The organism is Sphingobacterium sp. (assembly GCF_039596235.1).
Lineage (GTDB): Bacteria > Bacteroidota > Bacteroidia > Sphingobacteriales > Sphingobacteriaceae > Sphingobacterium.
Window position 1 is genome coordinate 462,481 of record NZ_JBCNKE010000003.1, and the last position, 26,967, is coordinate 489,447.

Below are 26,967 nucleotides of genomic sequence, written 5' to 3' on the forward strand. Positions count from 1 at the left end.
TTATTTTGATGCATCGCTGATATAAACTTTATTGTCTTTTAATTCATAGCGAATCGGGATAATCTTATTGATCATTTGAAGGATAACAATAAGGTCTTTTTGGCGGTTCGCTTTTCCGTACAATGTATTTTTCTCCAGGCTAGGCTCAACTACTATGGTCACGTCATACCAAGAGGACAACTTTTGGGCGATTTCTTTCAAGTTTAACCCCGTAAAGTTGAAATTATCATCTTTCCAGTCTATATAACCAGCAATGTGGTCAACAGTTTTCAATTGTTTGCCATCGTACAGTTGATTAGGGAGCATTGTCAGGCCATAGTCAATATCAGTAGGAGAATTAATTTCCGTGCCTTTATTGGCAAACGCAATTTTTCCTTCCAGAAGTGCGGTCCGCGGCTGTTCGCCAAAATTCGCATCGAATTTAGTCCCTAACACTTTAATGGTCTGCGCCTGCCCCCGCACATAAAATGGTGAATTGGTCGGTTGTTTACTAGCAGGGCTAATTTCAAAATAGGCTTCACCTTGCAGGGCAACTTCACGTTTGCTCATTGGATTGGCGGTATATTTTAATTCGGCATTTGCATTCAGCCAGACTGTGGAGCCATCGGCAAGTTGAATCCCTGCTTTGGTTCCAATAGGTACTTTAATCGTGTGGTATATTGGATCTGCCGAATCTGGCATATTAAGATATCTAATTTCGCCTGAAGACAACTTTGTAATCGTATATTTACCGATTTGAGTCGTGTCTCCTGAATGAAAATCGTCCAGGATAAAACTAGATTGGTCCTCCAATATAATACTCGGCGACCCTTTTTTAGGGGCTTTAATTGCAGTAAGTTCAGTATAATTTGGGCGAGGATTCGTATGTTGAAGACTTTTTGTGTACATATAAGAGGCAACGAAAACACCGATAATGGCTGCTGCCGCAGCACTATACCACACGCGCGTATTTCGCGATTGTACCCCAATCCGCTTATCTAAGGCCGCAACAACAGTGTCGAGCTCTTTTTCAGTTACCTGTTTTTCTAGATTATATTGGTCAAACCAAGTTTCTACGATTGATCGCTCATCATCACTGCATTGTCCGGAAGAATAGCGTTGTAATATATCTTTCTCTATCTTCATACGTAGCAAAATTAAGTATTATTTTTTGTTTTTAGCTGTAAATGAATTTAATAAATGGTCTAATAGAAAGAACACAGATTACAAAACGGGTAGGCATGTATAGGAATCATCTTAGGAGTACCTGCAAAATAATTATTAACCATAAAAAAATAAAAATGGGCAATTTCGACCGCAAATATTTAAGAATCGAAGATTGCTGATTACGAACAGTTTTTTCTGAAAGATTAAGCTTTTCAGCAATTTCGTGATTATTATAACCTTGCATGCGCATTCGGATTATTGTCTGGGATTTGGGGCCGTGCCGCAGTAAAATTGCATCAACTGAGTTAAGGAAACTTTCTTCCCTGATGGAGTAGTCCGCAGCAAAGGAGGATCTCTGGTCTTCAGCGAATGACACCAGTGAGTCGCGATAACGCTGGTAATGATCTGACCTGGCCATGTGATCGAGGATCCTATTGCGTAGTGATCGAAAAACGTAAGCCGATAATTTCTCTTTTATGATAATCGAATCCCTGTTTGTCCATAGCTTCGCCAAAACGTCGTGGACGATATCTTCTGCTTCTTCGATACTCACTTTTTTTAGAGCAAATGCAGATAGGGGACGTTTATAACGATCATATAATATGTTATATGCTTTTTGATTGTTTGCTCTTACATAATTATAGAGGATCTCATCGGTCTCTTTATATAATGGTTGCGACATGTAGATTGAAAAAACTGCTACTCAAATATACAATTTTACCAGTAAAATTTCCTACTAACAAAAAATGTGATGGTGATATACTTTTTAGCGTTTGCTTTAATTTCTTGTTCAGTAGGGGGGAAGGTGCTAATTTTTATATTCTTTTATATCCTATTGTAATAGGTTAAAAGATATGCAGACCGGCAATAATTTTTCGTATATGAGTTATGTACATAGATCATACATTTTCAGTTTTTTTAATAAAAAAAGCAGTACATGGTGATTACTTTCTCCTTACAAGACAGATTCAGTCTGTAAGCATCTTCTTTTAGTTTTCTTCTGCAAAGTAAAAATTTTGCGGGATAAATTACTGTCGAGATCGTCTTATGTGAAGAATCAAATAAGTGCATGTTTTACATAAACTGAGCATGCTAAATTAATTTAATACGAGATGAACATACAGGTAAATCGGTCACAGAAAAAAAAAATCGGGTATTTTGTCGGAATTTTTCTATTGCTATTGGCTACGACGTCATGTACACCCAATGCAGAGGAGCAATTTAAAGCAATTGATTTGCCTCTCATTGAAAAAAGTGAAAGTTTGGAGCGTACGGGGCATTTAGAAAGTTGTATAACCCTTCAGAATGTTTTTCTTAAAACATTCAATGCAGACGGCTATAAGGCAGGAGAAGCCACCTGTTTTATTAATTTGGCTCAACTTTGCTTTTCTGCCGATCCAAAAAATTATCTAATCTTTTTGGACGAAGCAAAAAGAAAATTAGTGGGTTCGAAGAGTGCTGCCCAGATGATACGGTTATACACGGCATATGCTAAATATTACAATGACATCCATATGCCTAATAATGCTTTTTATTATACCCAAAAAGCGCTAACGAATGCAAAAAAAATCAACGATAACGAAATAAAAAATAACTTACTGGCTGAAGCCTATAAGATAAAGGGTAAAATTTATGCCGATTTATTGCAATCTGATTCAGCTTACTATTACTATTACAAGTCACGTTTGCTGAAACCGGGCGTCATCGTGGATTGTCTGTTAGCAAAAGCATATTTGGAGGATAATAAGCCTGACTCTGCCAAGGCAAAATTAACTCAGTTGGAACATTTAGGAGATATAAAACATACAATTTCATATGCTATGTTGATGTTTAACCGTGTTTCAGGGGATTATTTTTTTAATCAACGTCAATTCAATGAGGCGGAGAATGCTTACCTAAAGTCTATTTCAATTTTAGATTCCACAAAATTTTTTCTCGGCTATAATGATGTTGATTTATATAAAAATATGGCAGATATCTATTATAAAAGAGGGGATTTAAAAAAGGAGAAGTATTATATCACGAAATGGAAGTTAGCTAGAATGCAACAGAATAAATATATCTATGAAAGTTATGAGCCGGCTATGGCAAGCTTTCTGGAGGAGGTAACTCATAAGGACCGGCATGATAATAATACAATGCGTCTGTTAATGTTAGTGTTATCTATCCTTGTTTTATTCATTGTATTTTTTACTTTTCGAATAATAAAAAAACACAAATTGACAAAAGAAACTTCGAGAAAACAAACAGCAGATTTCATCAAAACCATCCACGATAAACGGTACGACGAGGTGATGGTACTAGCAAAAGAGAATAATTCGGCCTTTTTGAGTAGATTTAAAGATCTCTATCCCAAATTTATTGAAGCCTTGTTGATTAAAAATTCGACATTGGAGAATTCTGAACAGGTGTTCTGTGCATATATTAAATTAGGTTTCACAACAAAAGAAATTGCAACTTATACCTTTGTACAACCTATGTCTGTCCAGCAGCGCAAAAGAAGACTGAGGAAGAGATTGGGGATTTCCAGTGATGTGGATCTCTATACGTATTTCGATAACCTTACGATATAAGGCAACCCTATTTGACGAGTGCGCGGTGGTGATGTTTGCATTGGCATTGGAGAATAATTCATAAAAAAAAAGCCGCTAGGATCAAAAATCCTGAGCGGCCAACCCTAACCATATCAATATATATATAAATCTATTGTAATGAGCTCTTTTTGTCGAATTTACTCTTTCCTATAAAAGGACAGCTTAAGCCCGGTCTTTCTATAATTTGTGAGCCAATACTAGATTTGCTATTCCTTTAAATCCATAGCCTACATTTAAAGAAAAAGAAAGCTTACGTCCATAACTTAATCCGATGGCATCTATTTGATAGGCGAAATTGGTTTCTTTGTCGCTATCGAGTACAATTTTAACTGCGGTCGAATTTTTTGTGAACGCAATGCCGGCATCCAAGCCCGAATGTAACCTGAAGCTAGGGCGGTTAATATAATTATATTTTAGCCCGGCCAAAACAGCGTATGTATTGCTGGTAATTTTGTCATATTGTTCTGTATCCGATGCAATATCCTTACTTGCCCTTTCATAGACAAATGTCCCCGCCAATTCGGTTTTACGGCTGACAAAGGTACGATATCCACCAAATATGGCTCCCGAGTATTTTGAATCTGTAACCTTGTAATTTCCGCCTGTTGTTGTTGCAGCAAAAATGTCGGTAATGACGTCTTCAATCGAACGGGATGAAGCTACACCATAGCCCAAAAATATATTGCCTCCCTGTTGGGCTTTACTATTTTTAATGCTAATTAAAAAAAAGAACAATGCTATAAAGATTTTTTTGTTTACCTGTAGATTTTTCATGTAATAAATTGGTTTAGTTTAGTTTAGTTTTTGAAAATATCCCTGATACTTTGGGTATATATTCTTTAAACAAAACAAGCAGTAATGGGTTTGATTCTTTTTGGAAAAAATACTTTTCTCCTTGAATACGAAAGAGCTAATTAAGTTTGATTTCAGGATATATTAAAAGAGTAGCAAGAGGCTGTTACATGTTCAGCCTCTTGATTTTGGTTTTAAGTTTAGTCCCAAGGAATAACCTGTGTTTGGTCTTCTGAGCTTTCCCATTCAGACGATGGGTCGGCAGCTGGTCTCACAACTGTAGACCCAGCTGCAACGCTATACTCCATTTCAATACGTTTGGTTTCAATCCTAGGAGAGACATAGTTTGTTTCGAAGTTTTCTAAATTTTTTTTTCTGAATTTTGTTTCCATTTTTTGTAATAAATTAACTGTGTTTCGAAAAATTAATATTAAAGACGATATAATTTTGTCGGTTCTTCGTGTTTTTCCAGCTTATAGATTTGCTTAACACGCAAATTGAAGAACGAAATATTGGGGTGAAGGTATTAAATTAACCAACTATAATCAATACACTTTACCGTCCATACAGCCTAAGTATGATGTGAGTAATATTTGAATGGCTCTAAACTTCTAAGCTTATCACCTGTTTTTGCTTTGTGTATAGTTGCTGTAGGGTTGTTTTTTTTTTTTTTGGTAATGCCATTATTTGGAGGTAAATGCATTATTGGCCGTTTTCTTCTTCAAACTATCCATGAAATCGAGGGAATTGAATCGTGTTTGGCGATCATTTATATTTTTAAATGAGAATATGCTAAATGAATATGAAGCTGTTTAGCTCCAACTATGTTTACGAAGGGGCGCTTTTAAATAAGAATAAAAAACCAGATAAGAATAATCTTATCCGGCATTTATACTAAAATAAACTAGTGTAGGGGAAATGAATATCGTGTAATATAGTATATCTAGTTTTAATTTTATGTTATTGATAAATAATATAAGGTATCAATTATTTGATTTTTAAATGTAAAGTCTTGAACGTGTTAATCTTGGTACGCACCTTTCCGATACCCAAGGTGAAGCTTGTGTTTGAACCTGTTCCAAATACTTCTCCGTTTCTGGCAATTATGATAGTTTGGTCTGCAAATGTTCCCAAAAGGATATCATCTATATAATATTTATCCAAAGCCGCCGCACGTGTAAAGCTATTGACAGGGTTAAAGTCTCCTGTTCCTAGCTGTCCAAGGCTGTTATCTCCTGTTTCATAAAGACGTCCCCCATTAGTTACTAATATCGAATGGTTACGTAGTCCCCGGATAAGTTGTCTATAGGTAAATTAACAGCGGTTTTATCGTATTCGATTGCTCCAGTCAACAGATTGATTCTATTACTGACATAGTGGGGGGTAAAACTAGCCTGAATTTTAGATATAGGTCCAATGTCATTCGAATTTATGCTAATATTTACTTTTGAATATTTGTGCTTGAATACGATGTCTAGATCATTTGTTGCACCACCAGAAACTGTTATGTTTTTCGTAAAATACAGAAGATCTTTGTTGCCGGATACATTCGTAGTAGCATCGGTTGCATTCACAGCTGCCGGTACCTCTGATGTATTGTAGGAATAAACAATAAATTTGTAGGTACTACCACCGTTAAGCTGAAGGTCCTCACCATCGTCCGGTATATTTTTACCTACGGTATAAACTTTTTGCACGACTAATTTACCTTTATCGTCGTATACCAACGCGCGATATTTGCTTCCATTGGTCAGTGTATTGGTGCAGTTGACTCCCACTGATTCGGCGGAAGCTTTGAGTTGCCGACTTGCATTGTCCGCTGTACCCATATTACCGTCGGTTACTGTCGCGATTAAAAAATAATTGTCTTTCAGTGGAATCCGTGCTATTTCTGCTGAAGGTTGGATTTGTGGCATGTTTTCATCATCTGCCGAAAGTATGGAACTGTTTCCTTTGGCCCGTAGTTGGTTAATGTTTCCGGCACGTCATCTATGTGTTGCAGGTTCATTTTGACCTCAGCCACTCCACCTTTTATGGTTTGTGCTTGTTCAATGTCTTTTTTACAAGAGAAAGTTAAAATTAATAGAGATAGCGGAAGTATTACCCACCGAGCATAATTAATTAATTAATTAATTAATGTCTGTTCATTGTGAATGTGTATTATTTTTAAATTGAATTAATATTTATTGTAATTAACAGAAGCCGTATTTAACCTGGCGCTATTATAGAATGATTGTCCTTGAAGATATTTGGTGACCTAGACCATTATCTTGACGTTATTTTGTCCTTTCTTTTATAATTACACTGATAAAATAGTTTGATGCTTTAATTTATTGATATAATTTCCTGTTCGTGTCCGTCCGAATAGGGCTTCATATGTCCGATGAGCTGTCTTTAATTTACATTTAATAAATGCTCGTTGTTGAGTTGTTGAAGATTCAAGTCGGCGATTTTTTTGGCGAATATAGAGAAGAAAAATTTCAGACGTGGGTGTTTTTGTATCTGATTTTGATGTGTCATACACAGGTATGGTGTGAATGTTTTTTGGACGGTATTATTTGTAAAGGTGTAGTGTTAATGTATGATGTGGAATGAGGTATTAATTTGCCTTATCTGTAAGGGGATATCCCACAAGAAGCGTCTGTTGTTACGGCCTTCGCGTCTCCAGTCAGTGATGAACTGAATAGGTTGGTTTGTCATTTTGTTTTTTGAAAACTTATTGCTCATTGGAATGAATATGTTTACCAGGAAAGACAATTCGGATAGTGGTCCGCAAACGATTTTGTCGTACTGGTTTAAAGTTTAAAAAAAATTGGGACAATAAATAAAGATGGTCGTCTTATCTGATGTAAGGCGGTCATTACGAGAAGTAATAAACGCTTTGGATTAAACCAATTTTAAATAATGATTTAATATGACATCTAGAAAAAAAATGTTTGCAGTGTTGTGGCTGACTTTTGTCTTCGCGAGCACATATGCACAGAGCAAGTTTGAAATCGGTATCAGCGGTGGTTATACACATAATGTATTGACGACAACTGACGGATACCGTGTTTTTACCAACCTCAAGGGGAGGTCGGGTTTTCAGCTGGGGATACCTGTTCGTTACAACATAAACGAATGGTTTGCTGTACAGGCGGAGCCATCTTATATCCAGAAGAACTATAAGTTACAACGGAACGATTTCTTTGAGGGGGTATTCCATAAGGTACGAAATGGTTATTTTCAATTGCCATTAATAGCACATTTTTCTTTCGGGGGAAGCCGCTTGCGGGGATTTATGAATGCCGGTGGATTCGCTGCGTATTGGGGGAGCAGCCAAGTAAAAGGGGCTACTGCTTCCGTATTTGACAATCCACCAGATTTGGATGACATGGCGCAACTCCACTCGATCTATCAAATAAGGGGAAAGTATGAATATGATGAGAAATACAGCTTTGACAAGAGACGTGACAAGCGACTTGAGTTTGGATTGATAGGCGGAATGGGGATTGAATATAAAATTTTGGAGCGGTATAAACTCGTTGCGGAAGGACGGTATAATTATGGCCTCAGTGATAACCAAAAAGATTACATGCTCAATCAAATTTCTCGCTACAACAATACCTTAGGTATACAGATCGGTGTTTTATATCAATTGTAAGACAATGATTTGTCTTCACAGTAACAGATCCTATTGTATCATCGCATAAATTATTTCTAATAACGTAAAACCACAAAAATGAAATCTATATTTTATAAGCTGCTTATCCCGATTTTGCTGGGCGTAGCCACAATGACCTCCTGCCGTAAAGAAAATCCCGAACTGGAAAGTCCTGAAACTTATATAGGGGGAAATTTTGAAACAATTTTTGAGTCATACTGGAATGGGATGAACAATAATTATATATTTTGGGATATCGAAAAAACCGATTGGGATGCGGTCTATAAGCAGTACAAACCGTTGTTTGCAAAATTAAATATTAACGATAGCACCGATGTGAGCATAGCACGTGGTTATTTTAAGGAAATGTCGAAAGATTTAATTGATGGACATTATAATTTGACCCTGAATTTGCCCCAATTGGAAGAAGGTTCAATATTTATTAATCCTTCATTTGAGAGAAAAATACTAGATTCGGCGTATCATGATCCGATCAGAATGGGGCATTTTCTAAATGCAATTCCAAATAATTATCTTGATGAAAAAGCAGAAGTAGTCGCCTTAAAAATATTAAATCCTGATTTTACAAACTCTACTAAGCGTATTGTTACAGGGACAATAAAGCGTGATATTTTATATCTTGGTTTTGATGAATTTGCGCTAGCGAAGTATGCTAACAAATTTAGGACATATCGAAACGCATTGGAGAGTTTTTTTTCTAAATTAAAAGACAGTACCTTAAAAGGTGTTATTATTGATGTCAGAAGTAACGGCGGAGGGAACTTATCGGATTTGGATTTCTTAGTAGGACGGATGATTTCATCGCCCTTGCAAATAGGTTACACACGATCGAAGGTGAACAATGGACGATTGGATTACACACCTTGGGTGCCCGCTTTGGTGGCACCGCAAAAAGATGGTCAAAAGGTTACTTGCCCTATTGTCATGTTGGCCGATGCCCACTCTGTTAGTATGTCCGAAATTACTACCATGGCCATAAAAAGCCTGCCGAACGGCTATTTTGTTGGCGAGCGTACATGGGGTGGCACAGGGCCTTTAAGCACAAATATATATTATAATGGTGGGCAGTTTGATGTTGCAGGAAACTTGCTGCCATACGGTCTGAATGTGTATACTTCATCACTTATGTTTAAGTATAAAGATGGAAAGGTCTATGAAGGAGTAGGTTTTAGCCCGGATGTTGAGGTCAAATTTAATGGTGCGGCTATTGCTGCACAGCAAGATCCACAATTACAGAAGGCGATTGATCTGATCGGTAGTTTGGATAATAAAAGTCTCCGATCCGAGAATCCAAGATAAAATTATTTTTCATTTGGCAACATAGATTGAGAAGCCGTTTAGAACTCCCCGTTCTGGCGGCTTCAGCTTTTTTATTCTCTTTGATTACTTTAAGAAAACAGTATTGTTAAAATTATTTCAGGCCAAATGGTAGACTTACCTGACCATTGCCTATGTAAATATCGGACAGATTATCTAAGACTTTTTGGATATATAAAAAGTACGAATATTTTTTACAACAGTATCCTTATAATAAAAAAAGATACCTGTCCATTGAACAGATGTCTGGACAGGATAGCAACTATAATTTCGATAAAATTAATCTATAATATTATGGATGGAAGCCCTTTGAATTATATGTTTGCCATATCGTTTTTTTGTGCACCTTAATATACGAAATCTTAAGGACAAAAAACAGAATAACCCCGCCATTTTAATGACAGGGTTATTTTTTATGAGACCTTTTTAGACAGCCTCTTTTATTTATGCGACTAGAATCAGCGCAGGTTTGTTTGGAACCGTTATAAGGGATTTTGTGCAACAACTCCAAGTGTCCGATCAATCTCTCCCTGAGGAATCAAAAACTCCCATTGTTTGTCTCCTGCTGGTACGCTCATGGTCACGGCGAGTGAGGTGCTATGATTAGCCCCGTTTCTATCCAAAGGAGCGTTTAAACGCTTCAAATCATAGAAACGGAACCCTTCTCCCCACAGCTCAACCCTTCTGTGTATTAAGATCTCCTCTATCAGAGCTGTTCCACTATTTGTGGAAAGCGTATAATTAGCATCTCTTGTTTTAACCAATTCAAAGAGTGCCTGTCGAGCATCCCCCTCTTTCCCTGATCGAGCAAGTGCTTCTGCTTCGATCAAATACATTTCTGCAGCCCGCATAAACATCAGGTCGCCGTTACTATTGGCTGGATTGGCCAAGGTAAATTTTCGAGTCATATAGGGCTTCCTGACGCCACCTGCTGCTACCGGAAAGTTTGCCTCAGCTCCTGTTGGATCCCATAGTTTTTTACGAATATCTGTACTCGATAATTTATTGTAAAGCAAAGAATTAATTGCTTTAGGATTACCGCGCGTATTTGTAGAACTATAGTTTCCAACATATGCATAAAAAGAGAAAAAATTCGTTGACTGATCTTCTCGATGCAATATGCCCCAAATCCATTCCGGATTTTTAAAATCAACAAAAGAATTTAGATACTGATTCTGATTCATCAGTGTAAACCCAGTGCGAGCCTCTTTCGCAGACTGGGCCGCTAGTTCATAATTTTGTTGGGTCAATGCAACACGCGCTTTGAGACCCTTTGCAACATTAACATTTAAATGCGAAATATCCGGCCTCTTTGTTGCATTGCTGAAAAGCGCTACTGCATCGTCCAAATCTTTATTGATCTGGGTATAAACTTCTTCAACCTTGTTTCTAGGAACTGCTCCTACCGTCTTTGTCAAAATGAGTGACATACCCAATGATGAATTATCACCTCCCTTCACATAACGTTTACCAAAAAGTTGTACCATTTGGTAGTATGACCAAGCTCTGTATGTTAATGCCTGTGCTTTAATAAAGTTTTTATCTTCCTGTGGCCCCACTGCTCCGTCAATATTAACGATGATTTCATTAGCATTACCTATCAGCGCATAGTAAAAACCATAATTAAATGTCAAGATACTTGCTGTATTATCTCTGTGAGCAAGCCATTTATATTCGCTATTGAAAAAACCGTTAGCAGCCCCTGTCATCACATAATCATCCCCCAAGACCTCCATATAGAGCATATTACCACTCTGCCCTCCCGTTGACTGGTTGCCGTACCATTGCGTGTACATTAACCTATGCATACCATTTATAGCGGCATAAGCATTGCCCGTTGTAGCGAATACGGTTGCCGGCAAAATCAGCGAGGTCGGTTCGTGTTGTAGAGATTCTTTACTACATGATGACAAAACAGCGGTCGAGATGACCAGTATTGCCAGAATAGATTTGATATGTATTTTATGTTGTAAGTTCATAATTTCTAAAATCCAAAGTTAAGTCCAAAGTTGATTGTTCTCGCTTGCGTATATGACGATGACGTCGATGGTCCATATATCCCACCAGCTGGATTAAACCCTTTTCTACCAGACCAATAATAGAGGTTTTCGGCGCTCGCAAACAGTCGTGCGCGCTGAATACCGACTCTGCTTATCAAGCTTTTCGGCAAAGAGTAACTGATATTAATTGCACTCAGGTTCAAGTAAGAGGCTTTTTGTAACCAACGCGTTGATGTTGCTCCGTTTTGCGCAGTTCTGTTTAAGTCCATTAATGGGATGTCCGTAATATCCCCGGGGTTCTTCCAGGCACCATACAAGTCCTTATGCAAATTAGCACCATTGGAAGGTCCTGAGCTCATCAGCCCTGCATATTGTCGATCATAGAAATATCCCCCTAGACTATAGGTTAAAACAAAACCAAAATCGAAGTTTTTGTATGAAAAACTATTAACAATACTTCCATACACTGGTGGTAAGGCAGATTTGCCAATCCAGCCTTGCCTTGCTGCATTATGATCAAAAGTTACTGTGTCGATCACCCCATTTCCCTTATCTATCAATTTATGATCCGCATTATTTGGATCATAAGTTATTTTTTCGTCCAATCCTAGATAAAGTGCCCCGCCAGTTTCTGGATCCACACCATAATATGTTCTTGTATAATAATCATAAATAGATCTGCCCTCAGCCCGCTTATAAGGAGAAGAAACTATTTCGGGTGTCTCTGCTGGCATTTTTGTTATTTTGTTCTTAATGGTGGTTAAGTTTAATGTCAGATTCCAGTTAAAATCCTTTTTACGTATTAGATTACCTGTTAACGAAAGCTCTACACCCTTGTTTGTCATGCTTCCGATATTTCGAGGAATGTTAAAGGAGTCGGATGTACTTCCTCCATTATGATAGGGTTGATTTACGTTGAAAAGAAGACCATCCGAGTTTCTATGATAATATTCAAGAGATCCAAGGATTATACCTTTTAGAAACGAGAAATCAACACCAACATCGAATGGCTTTTGTGACTCCCAAGTCAAATCATTAGTGCCTAAAGAGGTGAATACCGCTCCAGATGCAGATGCATTATTAAATCCAATGCTATAGCCCGGCTCGTATGGATAGTAATTTTGAGCTCCCGACGATGTCAGCAATTGTGAGTTTCCGAGCTTTCCATAAGAAGCTCGTAATTTCAAAAGATCAGTAAATTCATTTTTGAAGAATGATTCCTGGTCAAGACGCCATGCTCCACCTAAAGACCAGAAGTTAGCCCATCTTGAGTCAGGTGGAAAGCGGGAGTTTCCATCTCTACGAATCATAGCGCTCAAATAATAACGCCTATCATAGTTGTAGTTTGCTCGTCCAAAATAACTTTCGATAGATTCTTCAGATAGCTCGGAGGCTAATGAACTGATATCAGTAAAATTTGAAAATACATACATACCCTCAAATCCCTGCCCGGTTCGCATCCCACTTATTTCATCTAACTTAAACGAGTAGAACTCATGTCCCAAAAGTGACTCTAAATTATGCTTTCCAAAAGAGTTATTTGCCCGCAAAATCTGATTGAATGTATAACTGAATTGCCGAGACCAATATTGGTTATATCCTCCTGCAGGCGCACCGTCACCGACCTCTGTATTCTCATACCCCTCCTCACGGACACTTTGAATGTCCGGATTAAAAGTAGCGTTAAAGGTCAGCCATGGTAAGATGTTGACATCGATATAAGCCCTTGCAGATACAAAATCCCGGTCGGCACGACTCTTATTCATTAGGGTCTCTGCTATCGCATGACGGCCACTATTATAGAGGCGATTCAACCCGAACTCTGATACTAAATTCCCATAGTCATATCTTTTTGCCCCCAATAGATCATATACCAATTCTCCAGTAGCAGGATCGTGGACATAAACCGGATAAATCGGTGCAATTCCTCTCGAAAAACTAAAAGGATTATTAATTGCCCCTGATGTGTAAGCATAGTCATATTTATTTGTTGCTCCACTCATATTAATACCTGTTTTCAGCCAATCAGTAATACTGGAATTCACATTTACTCTTCCCTGAAACCTATCCATAGAAGAACGAAGCCCCCAGCCGCTATCTTTCAAGTAGTTCATAGAAGCATAAATATCTGTACGTTTAATTCCTGTAGAATAATTTATGCTATATTCATTACGTTTGCCATTCCTTACTGCTGCGTCTTCCCAAGAAGTGAAATTTTTATATTTGAACTGGGCATTAGGATTTAATTTGCCATTGACGTCTACCAATTTTTCATTTGATACATTAAAAGCATTGTAGCCCCCAAGAAACTGTACAATATCCTGATAGGTCTTTCCATTATATTGCTGTTGCCCGTCATTATTTCTAGTCAGGAGTCCCGAACCAATTTGACGTGCTATATCCAAGGGAACTGGTGAGGGGCCATAAGCTAGACTGTTTGTATAGGCCTGCCACATCAACTCATAATACTCCCCGGCAGAAACGGTATTATAGTTCGGCACACCATTCTGATTATAACCCAATTGAACTTTAGCATCGAACTGGCTTTTACCTTCTTTTCCCCGTTTGGTTGTCACCATGACAACGCCGTTTGCTCCTCTTGATCCATAGATTGCAATTGTTGCAGCATCTTTAAGGACGGTGATATTCTCAACATCATCAGGATTAATGTTTGCCATTCCCCCATCAAAAGGAACACCATCCACAACAATCAATGCGTCATTTCCAGCCGAATAAGATCCTATTCCACGAATACGGATCGTTGGTGATGCCCCGGGTTCACCCGATGGTGCCGCCGTTTGAATACCAGGACCGGCACCTTGCAAAGCCCCCAGTATATTGGAGATTGGCCTTTTGTCCAGGTCCTTGGCACTTAACTGTGTCGCAGAACCCGTAAAGTCAGATTTCTTAACCTTACCATAAGCAACAATGATAACTTCATCGAGATCATTTGTGATTTCAGACAGCGCGACATCAAGACTCCGACCTTGCCTTAAGGCTTGAGATAGCTCAGCGTATCCAATTAACGAAAAGATTAAACGCACATTCGTTGTACCTACATGCATACTATAATTTCCGTTCTGATCTGTTTGTGTAACTCTATTCGTTCCTTCTTCTCGTACGGTAACACCTGCAAGACCTTCTCCCGTTGAGGCAGAGGACACCCTCCCCGTCACTTGGCGATTCTGTGCATAAGAGAAGCTTATGCACAGAATCCATAGCAAAATAATACTGAATAATTTTTGTTTCATATTTAATTAAGTTAGTTCTTGTCTGGCAATAGTAATGGATGTGGGAACCTATTGGCAGAGATATATTTATTTTATTAGTTTATAATTTTTAAATTTCCATTTATTTTCAAAGACGAAAAAGAATATAATTTGACCAAGGAATGCAAAACCTATCATTTCTAAAATGCTAGGTAAACACTAACCGTTTTTACGTAATTATTCACCGAGGTGGATATACTATATATGACGATACGAAATCAAAATTGTCCCGAACAATTAAAAGAATGCCTGCTGCTTTTTTTAACTATCTTCAACGATATAGATATAGAGTATCGGATTATTGATTTGTTCCCAAAGACAGTATCAGGGAGATACCAAAAAAATATGGGATTTCATGTTTTTGAAGCGTTATTACACTCTCTGGAGATGCTGTTGGCGAAATAAAGCGATAGTTGAGCTTGCGGCAGGATTAACAATTTTCTTTGAGGGGTGTCTAAATTATTGCGCGCGCCTGCTATAAAAATAAATGTTATCTCTCTATATACAGTCTGAAGACTTACCATTTTTCAAACAGTGAATAAATATAAAAAATATGCTTTAAGAAACCAATAGATTCTTAGCATATAACCACGGACTTAATCCGTTTAGTGATTTATGTGGATGATTACTATTATAGTCAATCTGCCACTCATAAGCTAACGCATTGACTTCTGTCAGTGAATCGACCAAGTATGCGTCTAATACGTCTGATCCATTGGATAAGTGTGATATTTCGCTTTTAACATGATGATTTGATGGCCAATTCGTAATATTTCCTCAAAGGAAATAGACTGAATTTTACCTGCTAATGTAGAATCTCAACAAGAGTGAATGCTAAAACCAATGCATTAAAAATAAAAACCCCAGAAGATCATATAAGCTTCTGAGGTCAAATCGTATGAAATTTTGAGTACTGGGAAGTAGTTATAAACCTTTGACAGATCGTTTTACGGAGTCCGCATAGACTATATTTGAATTGTAGGTATAGATCATCATACCTCCTTTTTTTCCTTCATCAGGATTCCATTTTGCAATTTCAATATCATTTTTTAAACCACGGTTACCTTCCGCATAAGCGCCGAATACTACTTTATTAGCGGGTATTTTATTTGTACTTGTAAGGTACTTCATCATACGTTTAATATCTTCTAATTTTCTGTCATAGGATTGTAGTTGGACATAATTGAAATTTTCTCCAAAATTTTCCATAATTTTATCCCAGGCATAGACATTAATTCCAGAGGCGATGTGTAGTTCCTTTTGATTGGGTGCTGTGGTGCCAAAATATTTGGTAAATGCGCGAATAACATCCAAAAATTCAGGTGTAGCCGCCATACTTGAAGAATACCAACTGGTATAACCTGTGGCCTCATAGCCTGGAAAAGGTGGTATAGGATTAGGTTTCGTGCCGTTATGTTCAATATCTAAGCTGATCCCGTCGAAGCCCCAGCGATCAATTAATATGGATTTAAGTGAATCTGCAAAGGCTGTTGCAGAACTGAATCCTCCTGGCGAGCTTGTCTGCCAGTTTTTGTCGTCGTCCACATTTTGCAGTACTTTAATACCGCGCTGTTGGAGTATACGAATTTGATCGTGAAGGTCTTGATAGGATTTGAAGCTGGTCATCATACCGGTTCCGGCTTTTAGCTTTGATGTATCTTGTAGGCTCCAGTATTTTAGGCCAAATACAATTACTTTGTCTACATCGCTTGGAATATCAGACAATTTAAAGGAAGGATTTCGCCCGTCGGTAATATAATATCCAATACAGATATTTGTTTTACCAGGCACCTCTGCCGGTTTTGTTTCCAATGTTAACTCTTGGGCTTTCTTTGAGCAGCCTAAACCTAATAAGAGTGGAAGTAGGGCATAGGCAATAAGTTTGTTTTGCATAATAAAAGTTTTTAAATGTTATTTAATTCTTGAACAGGCTGACGGTTGAATTGCCTGTTTGTCCCAGAAAAAATAATATTTTTTTGCATCTCGACCCTGAATCGAATTGAGAGCGACTGGATGAATTAGATCACGATGGGATCGCAAGAAGGAAGGGGAGGTACCGGCAGTTCTAATAGATTTCTAATTGACCTCCGATTGAAACAGTTGAAACTGATGACGAAGTCGCTATTTAATGATGAGCTTGTCTATGACGAAGCTATTCACCATAAAGATTGGTAAAATACCTGAATAAATCTACAAATATTTGGGTAAAAATAGATTATGTAAATGGCTCAATTATCATTCCTCCAAGGCGGTAATTGAGCCAAAATGTTGAGATTAGTTAAATGACGTTAAAGTTTTTATTATTTAGACATGCCCAGGTAACCTTTAACAGCTTCGTTTGTTGGATCGACTTCTAATACTTTTTGGAAGTTTTCTTTGGCATGTGCCATATCCTGCTTTAAATAATAGAACAAGCCTATATAGGTGTGTGCATCTACCAAATAAGCTTTATTTTTTTCTCGTGTTCCACGTTCATTAATGGTGCTGATCAATTTTTGGAATGATTGGACAAAGTCACCTTTTGGCTGTTCCAGATTATCTAAACCTAACTCTGAGAGTGATTTATAATATAGGGCATTTATCAGATATTTGTCACGTGCTTCGTTATTCGTTGTCGTGTCAATAAAAGATAAATACGGAAGAGCTTTTTGAAAATCGGCAAGAGCCTGGTCTCTTAATTCCTGATTGACGATCTTTCCTTCCGGATCCTTACTTTCTGTATCCTTCTTGAATCCGACTTGATAATAACTTTCTCCTGCGAAATAGTTAGCATCATATAAATAAGTCGTAATATTTTTATATTGTGCTACCAGTTCAAATAATGGTATTGCGGTTTCTAAGTCGCGATCCTGATATTTTGCAAAGCCAAATTCAGCTGTTTCAGCCAGCAACTCTTTATCTAGGTCAATTGCTTTTTTTATATGCATCATTCCATTTTGACTGCCTGTCTTGTTTTTCGAAGATATAGGTATTGTCGTAATGTCTCGTTTTGGTATGCCATTACTTGCGATTTCGGATATGCCCAGGTACATGTAGTCTAACGGTATAATACGATCTTTTTCCATCTTACTAAACATTTGATCTAAATATTCTTGTGTCTTTGCATAGTTCTTCCCCTGAAAAGCAAGATAGCCCAGGTAGCGATATATTTTTGGATCTATGGAGGGATTTTTCGCCAATTCTTCCGATACAGTTTTCAATTCCTCGTATTGACGTGCATAAACCAAGAAATCAGCGTAGCGGATTTTCGCGTCTAATGAATTGTCACCTGAGACCTCTAAATATTTTTTATAGTTTGCAACACCCTTTTTGTTCAGTTCCACATATTTTTCATCTGATGTGCCAGACATTTTTGACCATTGGTAGTAAGTCTCTGCCAGTTCGCGATAGGTAGGCGCATAAGTCGGTGTCTCTGTCGCAATGGACTGTAATTGTTTAATAGCTTCATCAAAAGCATGTGCTCCACGTACAATAATGGCCTGACCGATTTTTGCGCGTAGAGAGTTTTGGTCTATATCCATGGCATCTCCATAACTTGTATAGGCCAAGGAGCCTTCTTTCAGACCACGATAGGCATCTCCTATAGCCAATGGAATAGCAATGTCTTTTGAATTTTTCGCTTTTGCTTGTGTCAAGTAGTCCAGTGCCTTGGCATAATCAGGATCTGATGTGCTTATATAGGCACGACCGATCTCCAATAATGGCTCATACTCTTTTTTACCTAATTTGGTAATAGCCAAAGCAAATTTAGACTCAGCGGCGGCTTTATCTTTCTTCAGTAAATCAATATGACCAAGGCCAACATTATTGATTGTAGACTTCGGGTCTGTAGCCAATCCTTGGCTGAAAATTGCAGCGGCGGAATCTACTCTGTCATTTACCAGATAAATTTGGCCGAGATAGAAATAATTATCTCCATTTTTTGGTTGTTTGACCACCAATTGCTGAAGCAATATTTTTGCTTTACCATAGTTTTCGACCTCAATGGCTGCTCTTGCATCTTTTAAACTTTGTGCATTGATTGTGGACGCAGATCCTGCCAACAAAAGGCTCCATAATAATTTACAGTTTTTCATCATTTATCAATCTATTTTATGTTCTGACTTCAAAGGAATTCATTTTGCACAGTACATCATCTTGAATATTATCCTGTGCTATAATCGTATTTCCCATTTGCTGATGTCTTTTATACTAAGACGGCTATGAAAGGTAATTGTCCCTCATTTTTAAGAGGTTTGTTAATATTGAAAAAAGAAAGATGGGGATAATTCTATAAATCGGTTGTTTTAATAGATATTATGTGAATGAAGCAATTTTCTCGTTAAATATTTCAACTCGGGATATTTAGATATCAGGTCGGGAATTACCGTTGTATTTCAAACTAACATTATCTAGTGCTCCCAAAATTATCGGTGTAAGAAACGGGATGCTTATCTCCATCCGGAAGCCCTTCGACGCTGAAAGAAGCATTGCCTGATTTTTCTGTTCATTTTCATTTTAAAAAATTGAAACTGACAAAACAGACAAATTTCATCAGCTTTTGTCCCCACTTTAATAGCTGTCTTTTTCTCATTGATGATAAATCTATTAGATTATTGTAACCATTTAATATTCAATCCTATCAACTTTATCCGAGTATTATTTCTAACCCACTTAATTCCGAGGAAATAATTCCAGCTGGAGAACATGGACATGGTATTGCTTTATAGGATTGTGTCAATGCTAAGATTTCATTGAATGAAGTCCGACATTGCTTAGGTGGATGAAGTCAACAAGCTAGGTACTAAAGGTCCTGCACAGAATGGCGTGCCGAGCTCAAAGCAACCAGTGAAACGGATTTGCGGAGCAATTGGTTCAGGGTCGCCTACCTGAAGGATCAGCTGTAGAATCAAGAACCTTTGATGAAATTCATCGTTATGACATGCAGTTAATGCACAAGATATCAAAGCAATGGCCTAGCAGTATCTTGATGGCAAAATTTCCCACGGTTCGTTCTAATGCCCGACAAAAAATAGCCATTAGCAACCATTTTCTTGTTAATCGCCCCAACTTATGAGGCGATTTTTGTTTTGCAACTTACTTTAAGCCTGACGATGGATCTTGTCGGGGGCAAATGGAAAGCAGCAATTCTTTATCATTTGAAAGATGGCGCCAAACGGTACAGTGAACTCCGGAAAGAGATACCCTCGGTCACCGAGATGATCTTGAGCTTACAGCTCAAACAATTGGAGAAAGACGGACTGGTATCCAGAAAAGTCCAGGGTAAAAAAACACCTATTAAGGTGGAATATAGCTTAACCGACTATGGCTCGACCCTTGTCCCCGTCTTGGAGGCAATTACCCAATGGGGCAATCAGCCAATATTGGACAAGAGGGAATTTTTGAAGGAAATAAATAACAAATAGAGATAGGAAATGAGATTTTAACTGAGCACCGCGATTGTTTCTTTTTTTTCTATTATTTATATATTTAACAGATCTTCATGACTGATTATATGAAATTTCCCGGCAGAAGAATAGCGTTTATTTTAGATAGTATTTTTTAAGAAATTCTCCAAAAACCTTTAAAACTTCGGGAAAATTTTCCCTGCCAAATCCAACTCTGAAAAAATTATCATGGCTATCGAAAGTTTCGCCGGGTAGGATCTAACGCCCGTTTCTTGAACTAATTTTCGGGAAAAATCTAATGTATTTTCCATAATGTGAATTTTTATAAAAGCAGTAGATCCCGCGTCAGGTTTTACAAAGGTGAATAACGGACTAAATTCTGATATGAAATCTTGGAAAAGAGCAAGGTTTTTTTAAATTTTTTGGACATTAATTTCTGTAAAATATTCCATATTATTTAGTGCAATAGTACCTAAGATTTCACTTGTTGCACTGTTGCATATTGAAAGATAATCTTTAAAGTTAGACACTTTCTGCAGTATTTTTTTATCTTTAGTACAGATCCATCCCAGTCGAAGACCTGCAAGTCCAAAAGTTTTCGCCGTTCCCCGTAATGAAATAGCTTTATCATATACATCACATGCGGAGGGAAGATCATTATATTTCCTGTAATGTAAGCCTTTATACATTTTATCAAAAAACAGATAAAGATCAGAATTCTTGACAAACTTGATGATCTCGTCGAAGATGAACTGATTAGGAAAGTAGCCTGTCGGATTATGAGGGAAATTAGTGGTAAGCAGCTTGGTGTCGGATTTCTTTAATTGTTTTAAATCTTCTATGTCGAATACCCATTTGTCATTTTCTATTTTCGGATTCCAGAACGAAACTTCACATCCAAGGTCCATAGCGACTTGATATAAGGATTGATAAGCTGGTCCAATACAAATGACATGATCATCTTTTTCTTGGAGTACATTCATTAAAATGAAGTTGAGTTCTCCCGGACTTGCTACTAAAATTTCATCTGATTGAATGGTTTCATATTTTTTTTGCAATTGCTTCACGCAAAAAAGGAGCTCCGAGGGTTTCGGTATAACCTAAATGCAAATTATCCCATAAATCCTTTTCTTTTGGACCTGCTAATTTTAATACCTCATTTAATCAGAAACCATCACAGTCAGAACTGGACAACATATATTTGGCAGTAAACTCATATTTAGCAAAATAACGTTCTACGGAAAATTCTTTTAACTTCATAATCTTGAAATATGTTAGTGTGTACTTAGTTGTCCAGGGCACTATACCAGATCTTATATCGCACTATAAAAAACCTCAGCAGTCTTAAAAGTGAACAATCTGTATAACTTATAATAACAAATTTAATGATTTTGAACCGAACTGTTTTACGATCTTGTTTATAAAACTAATATATTTGATATTAATTCAGGTAGGAAGTTGTAAGTTTATTTTTCGTCTTTGTGAAAATGTAAATAAAAGATAAAATAGGAGCCTAATTAACAGAAAAAACACCTATTAAAAATCGCTCAACAAGAAGCGGTTTTTAATAAGTGTTCCGTATGATCCTTACTACTGTAAGCCGTTATTTTAACAGTTCTGCTAATTTAGCTTCCAAAGCCTCGCCTCGTAGATTTGAAGCAACAATTTTACCGGAAGGATCAATTAAGAAGTTTTGCGGAATTCCATGTACTTCGTATAATTTCACCGGAGCAGATTTCCAACCTTGTAAATCAGAGACATGTGGCCATTGTTGTAAATTATCATCATGGATTGCTTTCACCCAAGCATCTTTCTTACCCGGATTATCCAATGACACACCGAAGACAGTAAATCCTTTATCTTTGAACTTATTGAATGCAGCAACAACATTTGGATTCTCTTGACGACAAGGTCCACACCAACTAGCCCAGAAGTCCAACAACACATATTTACCTCTCAATGAAGAAAGAGAAATATTATTGCCTGTAGTATCTGGCAATGTAAAATCAGGTGCAACTGAACCAATAGCAACAGCTTTCAATTTTTGAATACGCTCTGCCAACTCCTTACCTTTCTCTGAATTTTTTAATTCTGGAGACAATTTATCATAAGAAGCTATATATTCGTTCACATTTTCGCCACTCACGTTTTCGGCAAGCAGATCCAATGTATACCAGCTTTTTGGGTTCCTATTGATAAATTCGGCGTTTGCCTTTTCCATTTTTTCGGAAATCTCGCCAGCTTGTTTTTGCAGCCCTTCAATAAATTTCGGGTCTTGTTTTTGAGTTTCAGACGCCGCATAATATTGTTGATTCAATGCCTCAAATTGATCTGCATATGGTTTTACAAAAGCTTTGTATTGTGTAAAATCATCATTGATCGCTGTACCAGTGATGACAGCATCTTTAAATCCCTTGGACGCATCTACATTGATAACGCCTTTAGACAAATACAATTGTGAAGTTTCAGGTTGCTTTTGAGCACCTCTTAGTTCTCCAAAGGAAAGCCCTTCGGGAGAATAGAACATGACACCTTTCGTAGGAGAAGCTACCTGACCGTTGAATTTAAACTCACCTTTCACTACTGCTGCCGAATCTAGCTGACGTGTACCATTATTAGCGTACTGCATAAATACTTTAGCTTTGTCAGAAGCAGCGCTGACTTTTCCTGTAACCGTATAGCTTTCTTGTGCCATCAATAAGGCTGGTAAAAAGCTTAAACCCATTAATATTCCCTTTTTCATAATTATATGTATTTTCTTTAAGAATAAAATAATTTCTTTTTATTAATATATTGTTTAACTTTATTTAACAAAGTTGTTGCTAACGTCCCGAGACACCACCACCTAGACCATTAAGCAATGTCCATCAGAAAATATATGAAGAACCACGACCATTCATCACACGGCAGCCACCTTTTCCGCCACCGCCTCGATTTGAAAACATGACAACAAGAAATATGACAACAATGATGACAAATATAATTGATCCCGATCCACCGCCACTGAGCTGTTTGGGTTCCGCCGGAAAGAAAAAGTGTCCATGCTAGTTCGAAAAGCAGGTGTGAGAAGATATTCCTTTGATTGGTCGTAACCTGTCTGCTTTTCAAAATCGGCTCGTAATAGACTAATCTCCTTTTGTTCACTATTCAATTCAGAATAATCATTTTTACATGCTACGATCGACAGAAAAAGAGCGATAATAGATAAAATTATTTTCATAAAATGCCCAAACAATCTTTAGTTTAGAATATGTTTATACTTAGAGGACGATTAAAAAGAGCTATTGTCCCGAAAAAAAATATTTTTTCATACTTTTACATTAAAGTAAAAAACACAATCGAAACTATATATTGACCAGCAGCGGCGTGACAGAATTGGTCTTGACCGGATGTGCCACAGATTTTGTGTGGATGCTACAATAAAATAGGCTTTGACGAAGGGCTATTCTATTACTGTAATTGGTGATGGACATACCACTGCTGACAGACCACGATCCCTGCTCGGCAGGTGATTGAGTATTTTAATTGGCTTTGGTCAGAAATGACGTCCACAGGAGAGATGGTTAGCGTTGAAACTTGTGATGTAATTTTATAAAATGATACCAAAACAAGAAATAGAGCTAGTTTTTTTAGAGATTAAAAATTTATGACATTGTCTTGTCCTGAAATCACAATATTTCGGTTTCTCAATCGAATAAAGTAGACAACTTACCTAGCTAATTCCTAAATTGGTTTTTGAAACTTGGGTAAGAAGCCGGAAATCTAAATGGTACTAGATTTGAGTCCTACCTGCAATCTGGTTCGGATATATAGACCTATGTTTTATAATTAGGTGCTTGACGAATTATTTGGTGATCCATAGTGGAATCCAGTACAGAAAATTTTTGATTCAGAGAATATATCCCCTTCGTTTCTTAATCAATAAATTATGGAAAAGAACATGATTTCCCTACAGATCGTCAATCCTAGAGCCGCAGGTATTGATGTTGGATCCACCATGCACGTTGTTGCTGTAGATCAAAATGTTGACAATGTACGCTCCTTTGGAGTGTATACCAAAGATCACAATAAAATGATCGAATATCTTCATAGCCATGATATTACTACAGTGGCGATGGAAAGTACCGGCAGTTACTGGCAGACACTTTTTAGTTCCCTACAGCGATTCGGATTTGAAGTTATTTTAGTTTCCGGGAACCAGACCAAGAACGTCAAAGGAAAGAAAACGGATGTAATCGATGCTATCTGGATCCAGAAACTACATTCGTTAGGTTTGTTATCGGGCAGTTGTTTGCCCAATGATATTATGCAGGAGCTGAGAACCTATTTTAACCATCGCCAACATCTGATCGAACAGATTGCGCGCTACGCACTCAAAATGCAGAAATCACTTCGATTAATGAATGTGAGATTGGATGTCGCATTGCGTGATATTACCGGGAGATCAGGTATGAATATTATCGAGGCGATATTGGTGGGGAAAAGGGATCCGAAGTATCTATCATCTTTAGTTGACATACGTATAAAAAAGACAAAGGAGGAAATCGCAGATTCACTGGAGGGCACTTGGAGATCGGAATTATTGTTTGAACTTAAGGCATGTTTGGATCTCTATCATTATTTTAACAAATCCCTGGGGGAATGTGATGATGTGATTGAAAGACTTCTGATTCAATATACACCTGATCGCCCTATTACTAAAGAACAGGAAAAGCGATTTAAGAGTTATAATAGAAAAAAGACCAAGAATGCGCCATCTTTCAATATAGCAAAAATGGCGTACCAATTTTTTCGGACAGATCTATTTGCCATTAGCGGAGTAAGTCACAATACAGTTTTATGCCTTATGACCAATCTCGGTGATGACATCTATAAATTTCCGACAGCAAAAAGCTTTGCATCATGGCTAGGGCTGGTACCGAACAATAAAGTTAGCGGTGGGCGGATTTTGAGCAGTAGAGTTAGAAAAGGTAAGAATACCATTGCCATAGCATTAAGACATGTTGCAAATTCTATCGGTAATCAGAAAGACCACGACCTGTTACCTTTCTTTAAAAGAATAGCGTTCAAAAAGGGACGTGTCGCAGCTGTTACAGCAACAGCCAGAAAAATTGCGATTATAATCTGGAACATGATAATCAAGTCGGAACAATATTCCTCTCAAAGAATAAGTGCTGATCAGGAAAAATTTAGATTGAAGAGATTAAACCAGGTCCAGAAGAATATCCACAATCTAAATCTTAGTCAACAGGAATTTGCGAAGCTTATACAGTGCTGTCTGCCCCAAACTTAAAGAGGTGTTGTACAGAAAATAGCTTTACATCAAATTGTAAAGTATATGACAAAAAAGAGTAATGTGGATAATTCCAAGCCGTTCCAAAGAATTGGCAGGTCTTATCCGGAAGAATTAAAAAAGAGGCTCGTGCAAGAAGTTGAGAGCGGTCGGCTCAGTCAACGTGCAGTAGAGAGGACTTATAAGATTAATCGGAAAACAATTGACAGTTGGATTACTCAGTTTTCTTTACTTCCTTTAAAGCGTAATGGATTGATTGCAAAGCCGATGAAGGAACCAAATGAAAACTCAAAGATAAAACGACTATCAAAACAAGTTTTAGAATTGCAGAAAGCCTTGGAAAAAGCCAACCTAAAAATAGATGGATTAGAAACTTTAATCCAGTTTAGCGAGGAAGAACTCAAGATCAAAATAAGAAAAAAGCATGGTGCCAAACAGTCAAAAGAATGAGGCAGAGCCATCCCTATGTAAGCCTAGGGGATCTCTGTGCACTGTTTGGCGTAACACGACAAGCTTATTATGATGCTATCCGACATGATGAGAAAGCTACTATTGCTAATATGGTGGTGCTGACGCTGGTGAAGGAAATAAGGGCGCAGATGCCAATGTTGGGGACAAGAAAACTAATGTACATGCTAGAACCAAAGTTAGTTGAACATGGCATTAAAATGGGGCGAGACCAACTTTTTGATTTACTTCGGTTTCATGGCTTGTTGATCAGACGTCGCAAGCGTATCGCGCATACAACAGATTCCAATCATATTTTTAGAAGGTATCCAAACCTTATAAAGGAGTTAATTATAACAGGCCCCGAGCAGCTGTGGGTAAGCGATATCACATATATTCGGACTCTACATGGGTTTAGTTACCTTAGCCTAATCACAGATGCCTACTCAAGAATGATCGTCGGCTATTCCTTGCATCCAACTTTAGAGGCGATTGGTTGCTTAAAGGCATTGGAAATGGCGATAACCGGTTGGAAGCATTTATCTCCATTTTATCTCATCCATCATTCCGACCGGGGTATCCAGTATTGTTGCAATGAATATACAGAAATGCTCCGGCGTTATGGCATTGCAATCAGCATGACGCAGAGTGGTAGTCCTTACGATAACGCTCTAGCTGAACGTGTTAACGGTATTATTAAAAATGAATTCTATCCTAAACGCGTATATCAAAATCATAAGGATGCAGCCAAAAGCATTGATAAGATTATTAAAGTTTACAATCTGCAGCGCCCACACAGTAGTTTGGATTTCCGGACTCCCGAAAATGCACACTCTAAAACTGGTGAAATAAAAAAGAGATGGAAGCGATATCCTAGAAAACCGGTGGCTACGACCCCGGAAATTTAAATCGGGATTTTAGATGTGAAAAGTACTTTGTATATTGTAAAGGATTTTCAGGATTACCAAAAAATGCTGTAAGATCTATTTAGGACTAATGGTTAAATCTGTAAAGTTTTTTCAGGACGAACTATATTAAATTCCAAATTTTTTATAACT

General features: G+C 37.6%; 19 protein-coding genes. 8 read left to right on the top strand and 11 right to left on the bottom strand.

The window, feature by feature from the left end:
• A complete protein-coding gene (locus ABDW32_RS09310) occupies positions 1–1,125 on the bottom strand; it encodes a FecR family protein (protein WP_343561669.1) in 1,125 nt (374 codons plus the stop codon).
• Positions 1,126–1,231: 106 nt separating this feature from the next.
• Entirely contained in the window at positions 1,232–1,828 is a 597-nt protein-coding gene (locus ABDW32_RS09315) for a sigma-70 family RNA polymerase sigma factor (RefSeq protein ID WP_343561671.1), read from the bottom strand.
• Positions 1,829–2,258: 430 nt separating this feature from the next.
• On the opposite strand from ABDW32_RS09315, the gene ABDW32_RS09320 reads away from it, so the two are divergent.
• Positions 2,259–3,719, top strand: a complete 1,461-nt coding sequence (locus tag ABDW32_RS09320; protein WP_343561673.1) for a hypothetical protein — start codon at positions 2,259–2,261, stop codon at positions 3,717–3,719.
• A 198-nt stretch (positions 3,720–3,917) separates the two neighbouring features.
• Here ABDW32_RS09320 and ABDW32_RS09325 read toward each other — a convergent pair whose 3' ends face one another.
• From ABDW32_RS09325 to ABDW32_RS09335, 3 genes are all read right to left on the bottom strand, one after another.
• Complete coding sequence (locus tag ABDW32_RS09325) at positions 3,918–4,514, bottom strand: hypothetical protein (protein ID WP_343561675.1); 597 nt, start codon at positions 4,512–4,514, stop codon at positions 3,918–3,920.
• Positions 4,515–4,732: 218 nt separating this feature from the next.
• A complete protein-coding gene (locus tag ABDW32_RS09330; protein WP_343561677.1) occupies positions 4,733–4,924 on the bottom strand; it encodes a hypothetical protein in 192 nt (63 codons plus the stop codon).
• Positions 4,925–5,797: 873 nt separating this feature from the next.
• Positions 5,798–6,448, bottom strand: coding sequence for a hypothetical protein (locus ABDW32_RS09335; RefSeq protein ID WP_343561679.1), 651 nt, complete (start codon positions 6,446–6,448; stop codon positions 5,798–5,800).
• Positions 6,449–7,446: 998 nt separating this feature from the next.
• Here ABDW32_RS09335 and ABDW32_RS09340 point away from each other — a divergent pair.
• Positions 7,447–8,175: a porin family protein gene (locus tag ABDW32_RS09340; RefSeq protein WP_343561681.1), complete on the top strand. Its 729-nt coding sequence runs from the start codon at positions 7,447–7,449 to the stop codon at positions 8,173–8,175.
• Between the two features lie 78 nt (positions 8,176–8,253).
• A complete protein-coding gene (locus ABDW32_RS09345; protein WP_343561683.1) occupies positions 8,254–9,495 on the top strand; it encodes a S41 family peptidase in 1,242 nt (413 codons plus the stop codon).
• 500 nt (positions 9,496–9,995) lie between these two features.
• On the opposite strand, the gene ABDW32_RS09350 is transcribed toward ABDW32_RS09345, so the two are convergent.
• From ABDW32_RS09350 to endOF3, 3 genes are all read right to left on the bottom strand, one after another.
• The gene (locus tag ABDW32_RS09350) at positions 9,996–11,492 is read right to left on the bottom strand and encodes a RagB/SusD family nutrient uptake outer membrane protein (protein ID WP_343561685.1); all 1,497 of its coding nucleotides are present in this window, start codon (positions 11,490–11,492) and stop codon (positions 9,996–9,998) included.
• Between the two features lie 5 nt (positions 11,493–11,497).
• Positions 11,498–14,764 carry a SusC/RagA family TonB-linked outer membrane protein gene (locus ABDW32_RS09355; RefSeq protein WP_343561687.1) on the bottom strand — a complete coding sequence of 1,089 codons (3,267 nt, stop codon included), beginning with the start codon at positions 14,762–14,764 and terminating at the stop codon, positions 11,498–11,500.
• A 942-nt stretch (positions 14,765–15,706) separates the two neighbouring features.
• A complete protein-coding gene (endOF3, locus tag ABDW32_RS09360; protein WP_343561689.1) occupies positions 15,707–16,675 on the bottom strand; it encodes an endo-beta-N-acetylglucosaminidase F3 in 969 nt (322 codons plus the stop codon).
• Between the two features lie 135 nt (positions 16,676–16,810).
• On the opposite strand from endOF3, the gene ABDW32_RS09365 reads away from it, so the two are divergent.
• Positions 16,811–16,957: a hypothetical protein gene (locus ABDW32_RS09365; protein WP_343561691.1), complete on the top strand. Its 147-nt coding sequence runs from the start codon at positions 16,811–16,813 to the stop codon at positions 16,955–16,957.
• 125 nt (positions 16,958–17,082) lie between these two features.
• Here ABDW32_RS09365 and ABDW32_RS09370 read toward each other — a convergent pair whose 3' ends face one another.
• Complete coding sequence (locus tag ABDW32_RS09370; RefSeq protein WP_343561693.1) at positions 17,083–18,861, bottom strand: hypothetical protein; 1,779 nt, start codon at positions 18,859–18,861, stop codon at positions 17,083–17,085.
• Positions 18,862–19,875: 1,014 nt separating this feature from the next.
• Here ABDW32_RS09370 and ABDW32_RS09375 point away from each other — a divergent pair.
• Complete coding sequence (locus ABDW32_RS09375) at positions 19,876–20,187, top strand: winged helix-turn-helix transcriptional regulator (protein ID WP_343561922.1); 312 nt, start codon at positions 19,876–19,878, stop codon at positions 20,185–20,187.
• A gap of 395 nt (positions 20,188–20,582) precedes the next feature.
• Here ABDW32_RS09375 and ABDW32_RS09380 read toward each other — a convergent pair whose 3' ends face one another.
• A complete protein-coding gene (locus ABDW32_RS09380; protein ID WP_343561695.1) occupies positions 20,583–21,236 on the bottom strand; it encodes an aminotransferase class I/II-fold pyridoxal phosphate-dependent enzyme in 654 nt (217 codons plus the stop codon).
• Between the two features lie 536 nt (positions 21,237–21,772).
• The gene (locus tag ABDW32_RS09385) at positions 21,773–22,912 is read right to left on the bottom strand and encodes a TlpA disulfide reductase family protein (protein ID WP_343561697.1); all 1,140 of its coding nucleotides are present in this window, start codon (positions 22,910–22,912) and stop codon (positions 21,773–21,775) included.
• Positions 22,913–24,097: 1,185 nt separating this feature from the next.
• Here ABDW32_RS09385 and ABDW32_RS09390 point away from each other — a divergent pair.
• The 3 genes from ABDW32_RS09390 to ABDW32_RS09400 are packed head-to-tail and all read left to right on the top strand — an operon-like array spanning position 24,098 to position 26,817.
• Positions 24,098–25,462 (top strand): IS110 family transposase, encoded by a 1,365-nt coding sequence (locus ABDW32_RS09390; protein ID WP_343561698.1) that lies wholly within the window; start codon positions 24,098–24,100, stop codon positions 25,460–25,462.
• A gap of 45 nt (positions 25,463–25,507) precedes the next feature.
• On the top strand, positions 25,508–25,912 hold the full coding sequence (locus ABDW32_RS09395; protein WP_343561700.1) for a hypothetical protein: 405 nt from the start codon (positions 25,508–25,510) through the stop codon (positions 25,910–25,912).
• On the top strand, positions 25,909–26,817 hold the full coding sequence (locus ABDW32_RS09400; protein WP_343561702.1) for an IS3 family transposase: 909 nt from the start codon (positions 25,909–25,911) through the stop codon (positions 26,815–26,817). Before ABDW32_RS09395 ends, ABDW32_RS09400 begins: the two co-directional genes overlap by 4 nt.
• Positions 26,818–26,967 lie beyond the last annotated feature (150 nt).

Coding starts and splice junctions, on each gene's coding strand:
- ABDW32_RS09390 (WP_343561698.1), top strand. CDS start 24,098: ATGGAAAAGAACATGATTTCCCTACAGATCGTCAATCCTAGAGCCGCA.
- ABDW32_RS09315 (WP_343561671.1), bottom strand. CDS start 1,828: ATGTCGCAACCATTATATAAAGAGACCGATGAGATCCTCTATAATTAT.
- ABDW32_RS09395 (WP_343561700.1), top strand. CDS start 25,508: ATGACAAAAAAGAGTAATGTGGATAATTCCAAGCCGTTCCAAAGAATT.
- ABDW32_RS09400 (WP_343561702.1), top strand. CDS start 25,909: ATGAGGCAGAGCCATCCCTATGTAAGCCTAGGGGATCTCTGTGCACTG.
- ABDW32_RS09320 (WP_343561673.1), top strand. CDS start 2,259: ATGAACATACAGGTAAATCGGTCACAGAAAAAAAAAATCGGGTATTTT.
- ABDW32_RS09345 (WP_343561683.1), top strand. CDS start 8,254: ATGAAATCTATATTTTATAAGCTGCTTATCCCGATTTTGCTGGGCGTA.
- endOF3 (WP_343561689.1), bottom strand. CDS start 16,675: ATGCAAAACAAACTTATTGCCTATGCCCTACTTCCACTCTTATTAGGT.
- ABDW32_RS09370 (WP_343561693.1), bottom strand. CDS start 18,861: ATGATGAAAAACTGTAAATTATTATGGAGCCTTTTGTTGGCAGGATCT.
- ABDW32_RS09310 (WP_343561669.1), bottom strand. CDS start 1,125: ATGAAGATAGAGAAAGATATATTACAACGCTATTCTTCCGGACAATGC.
- ABDW32_RS09375 (WP_343561922.1), top strand. CDS start 19,876: ATGGATCTTGTCGGGGGCAAATGGAAAGCAGCAATTCTTTATCATTTG.
- ABDW32_RS09385 (WP_343561697.1), bottom strand. CDS start 22,912: ATGAAAAAGGGAATATTAATGGGTTTAAGCTTTTTACCAGCCTTATTG.
- ABDW32_RS09365 (WP_343561691.1), top strand. CDS start 16,811: ATGGGATCGCAAGAAGGAAGGGGAGGTACCGGCAGTTCTAATAGATTT.
- ABDW32_RS09355 (WP_343561687.1), bottom strand. CDS start 14,764: ATGAAACAAAAATTATTCAGTATTATTTTGCTATGGATTCTGTGCATA.
- ABDW32_RS09350 (WP_343561685.1), bottom strand. CDS start 11,492: ATGAACTTACAACATAAAATACATATCAAATCTATTCTGGCAATACTG.
- ABDW32_RS09330 (WP_343561677.1), bottom strand. CDS start 4,924: ATGGAAACAAAATTCAGAAAAAAAAATTTAGAAAACTTCGAAACAAAC.
- ABDW32_RS09335 (WP_343561679.1), bottom strand. CDS start 6,448: ATGCCACAAATCCAACCTTCAGCAGAAATAGCACGGATTCCACTGAAA.
- ABDW32_RS09325 (WP_343561675.1), bottom strand. CDS start 4,514: ATGAAAAATCTACAGGTAAACAAAAAAATCTTTATAGCATTGTTCTTT.
- ABDW32_RS09340 (WP_343561681.1), top strand. CDS start 7,447: ATGACATCTAGAAAAAAAATGTTTGCAGTGTTGTGGCTGACTTTTGTC.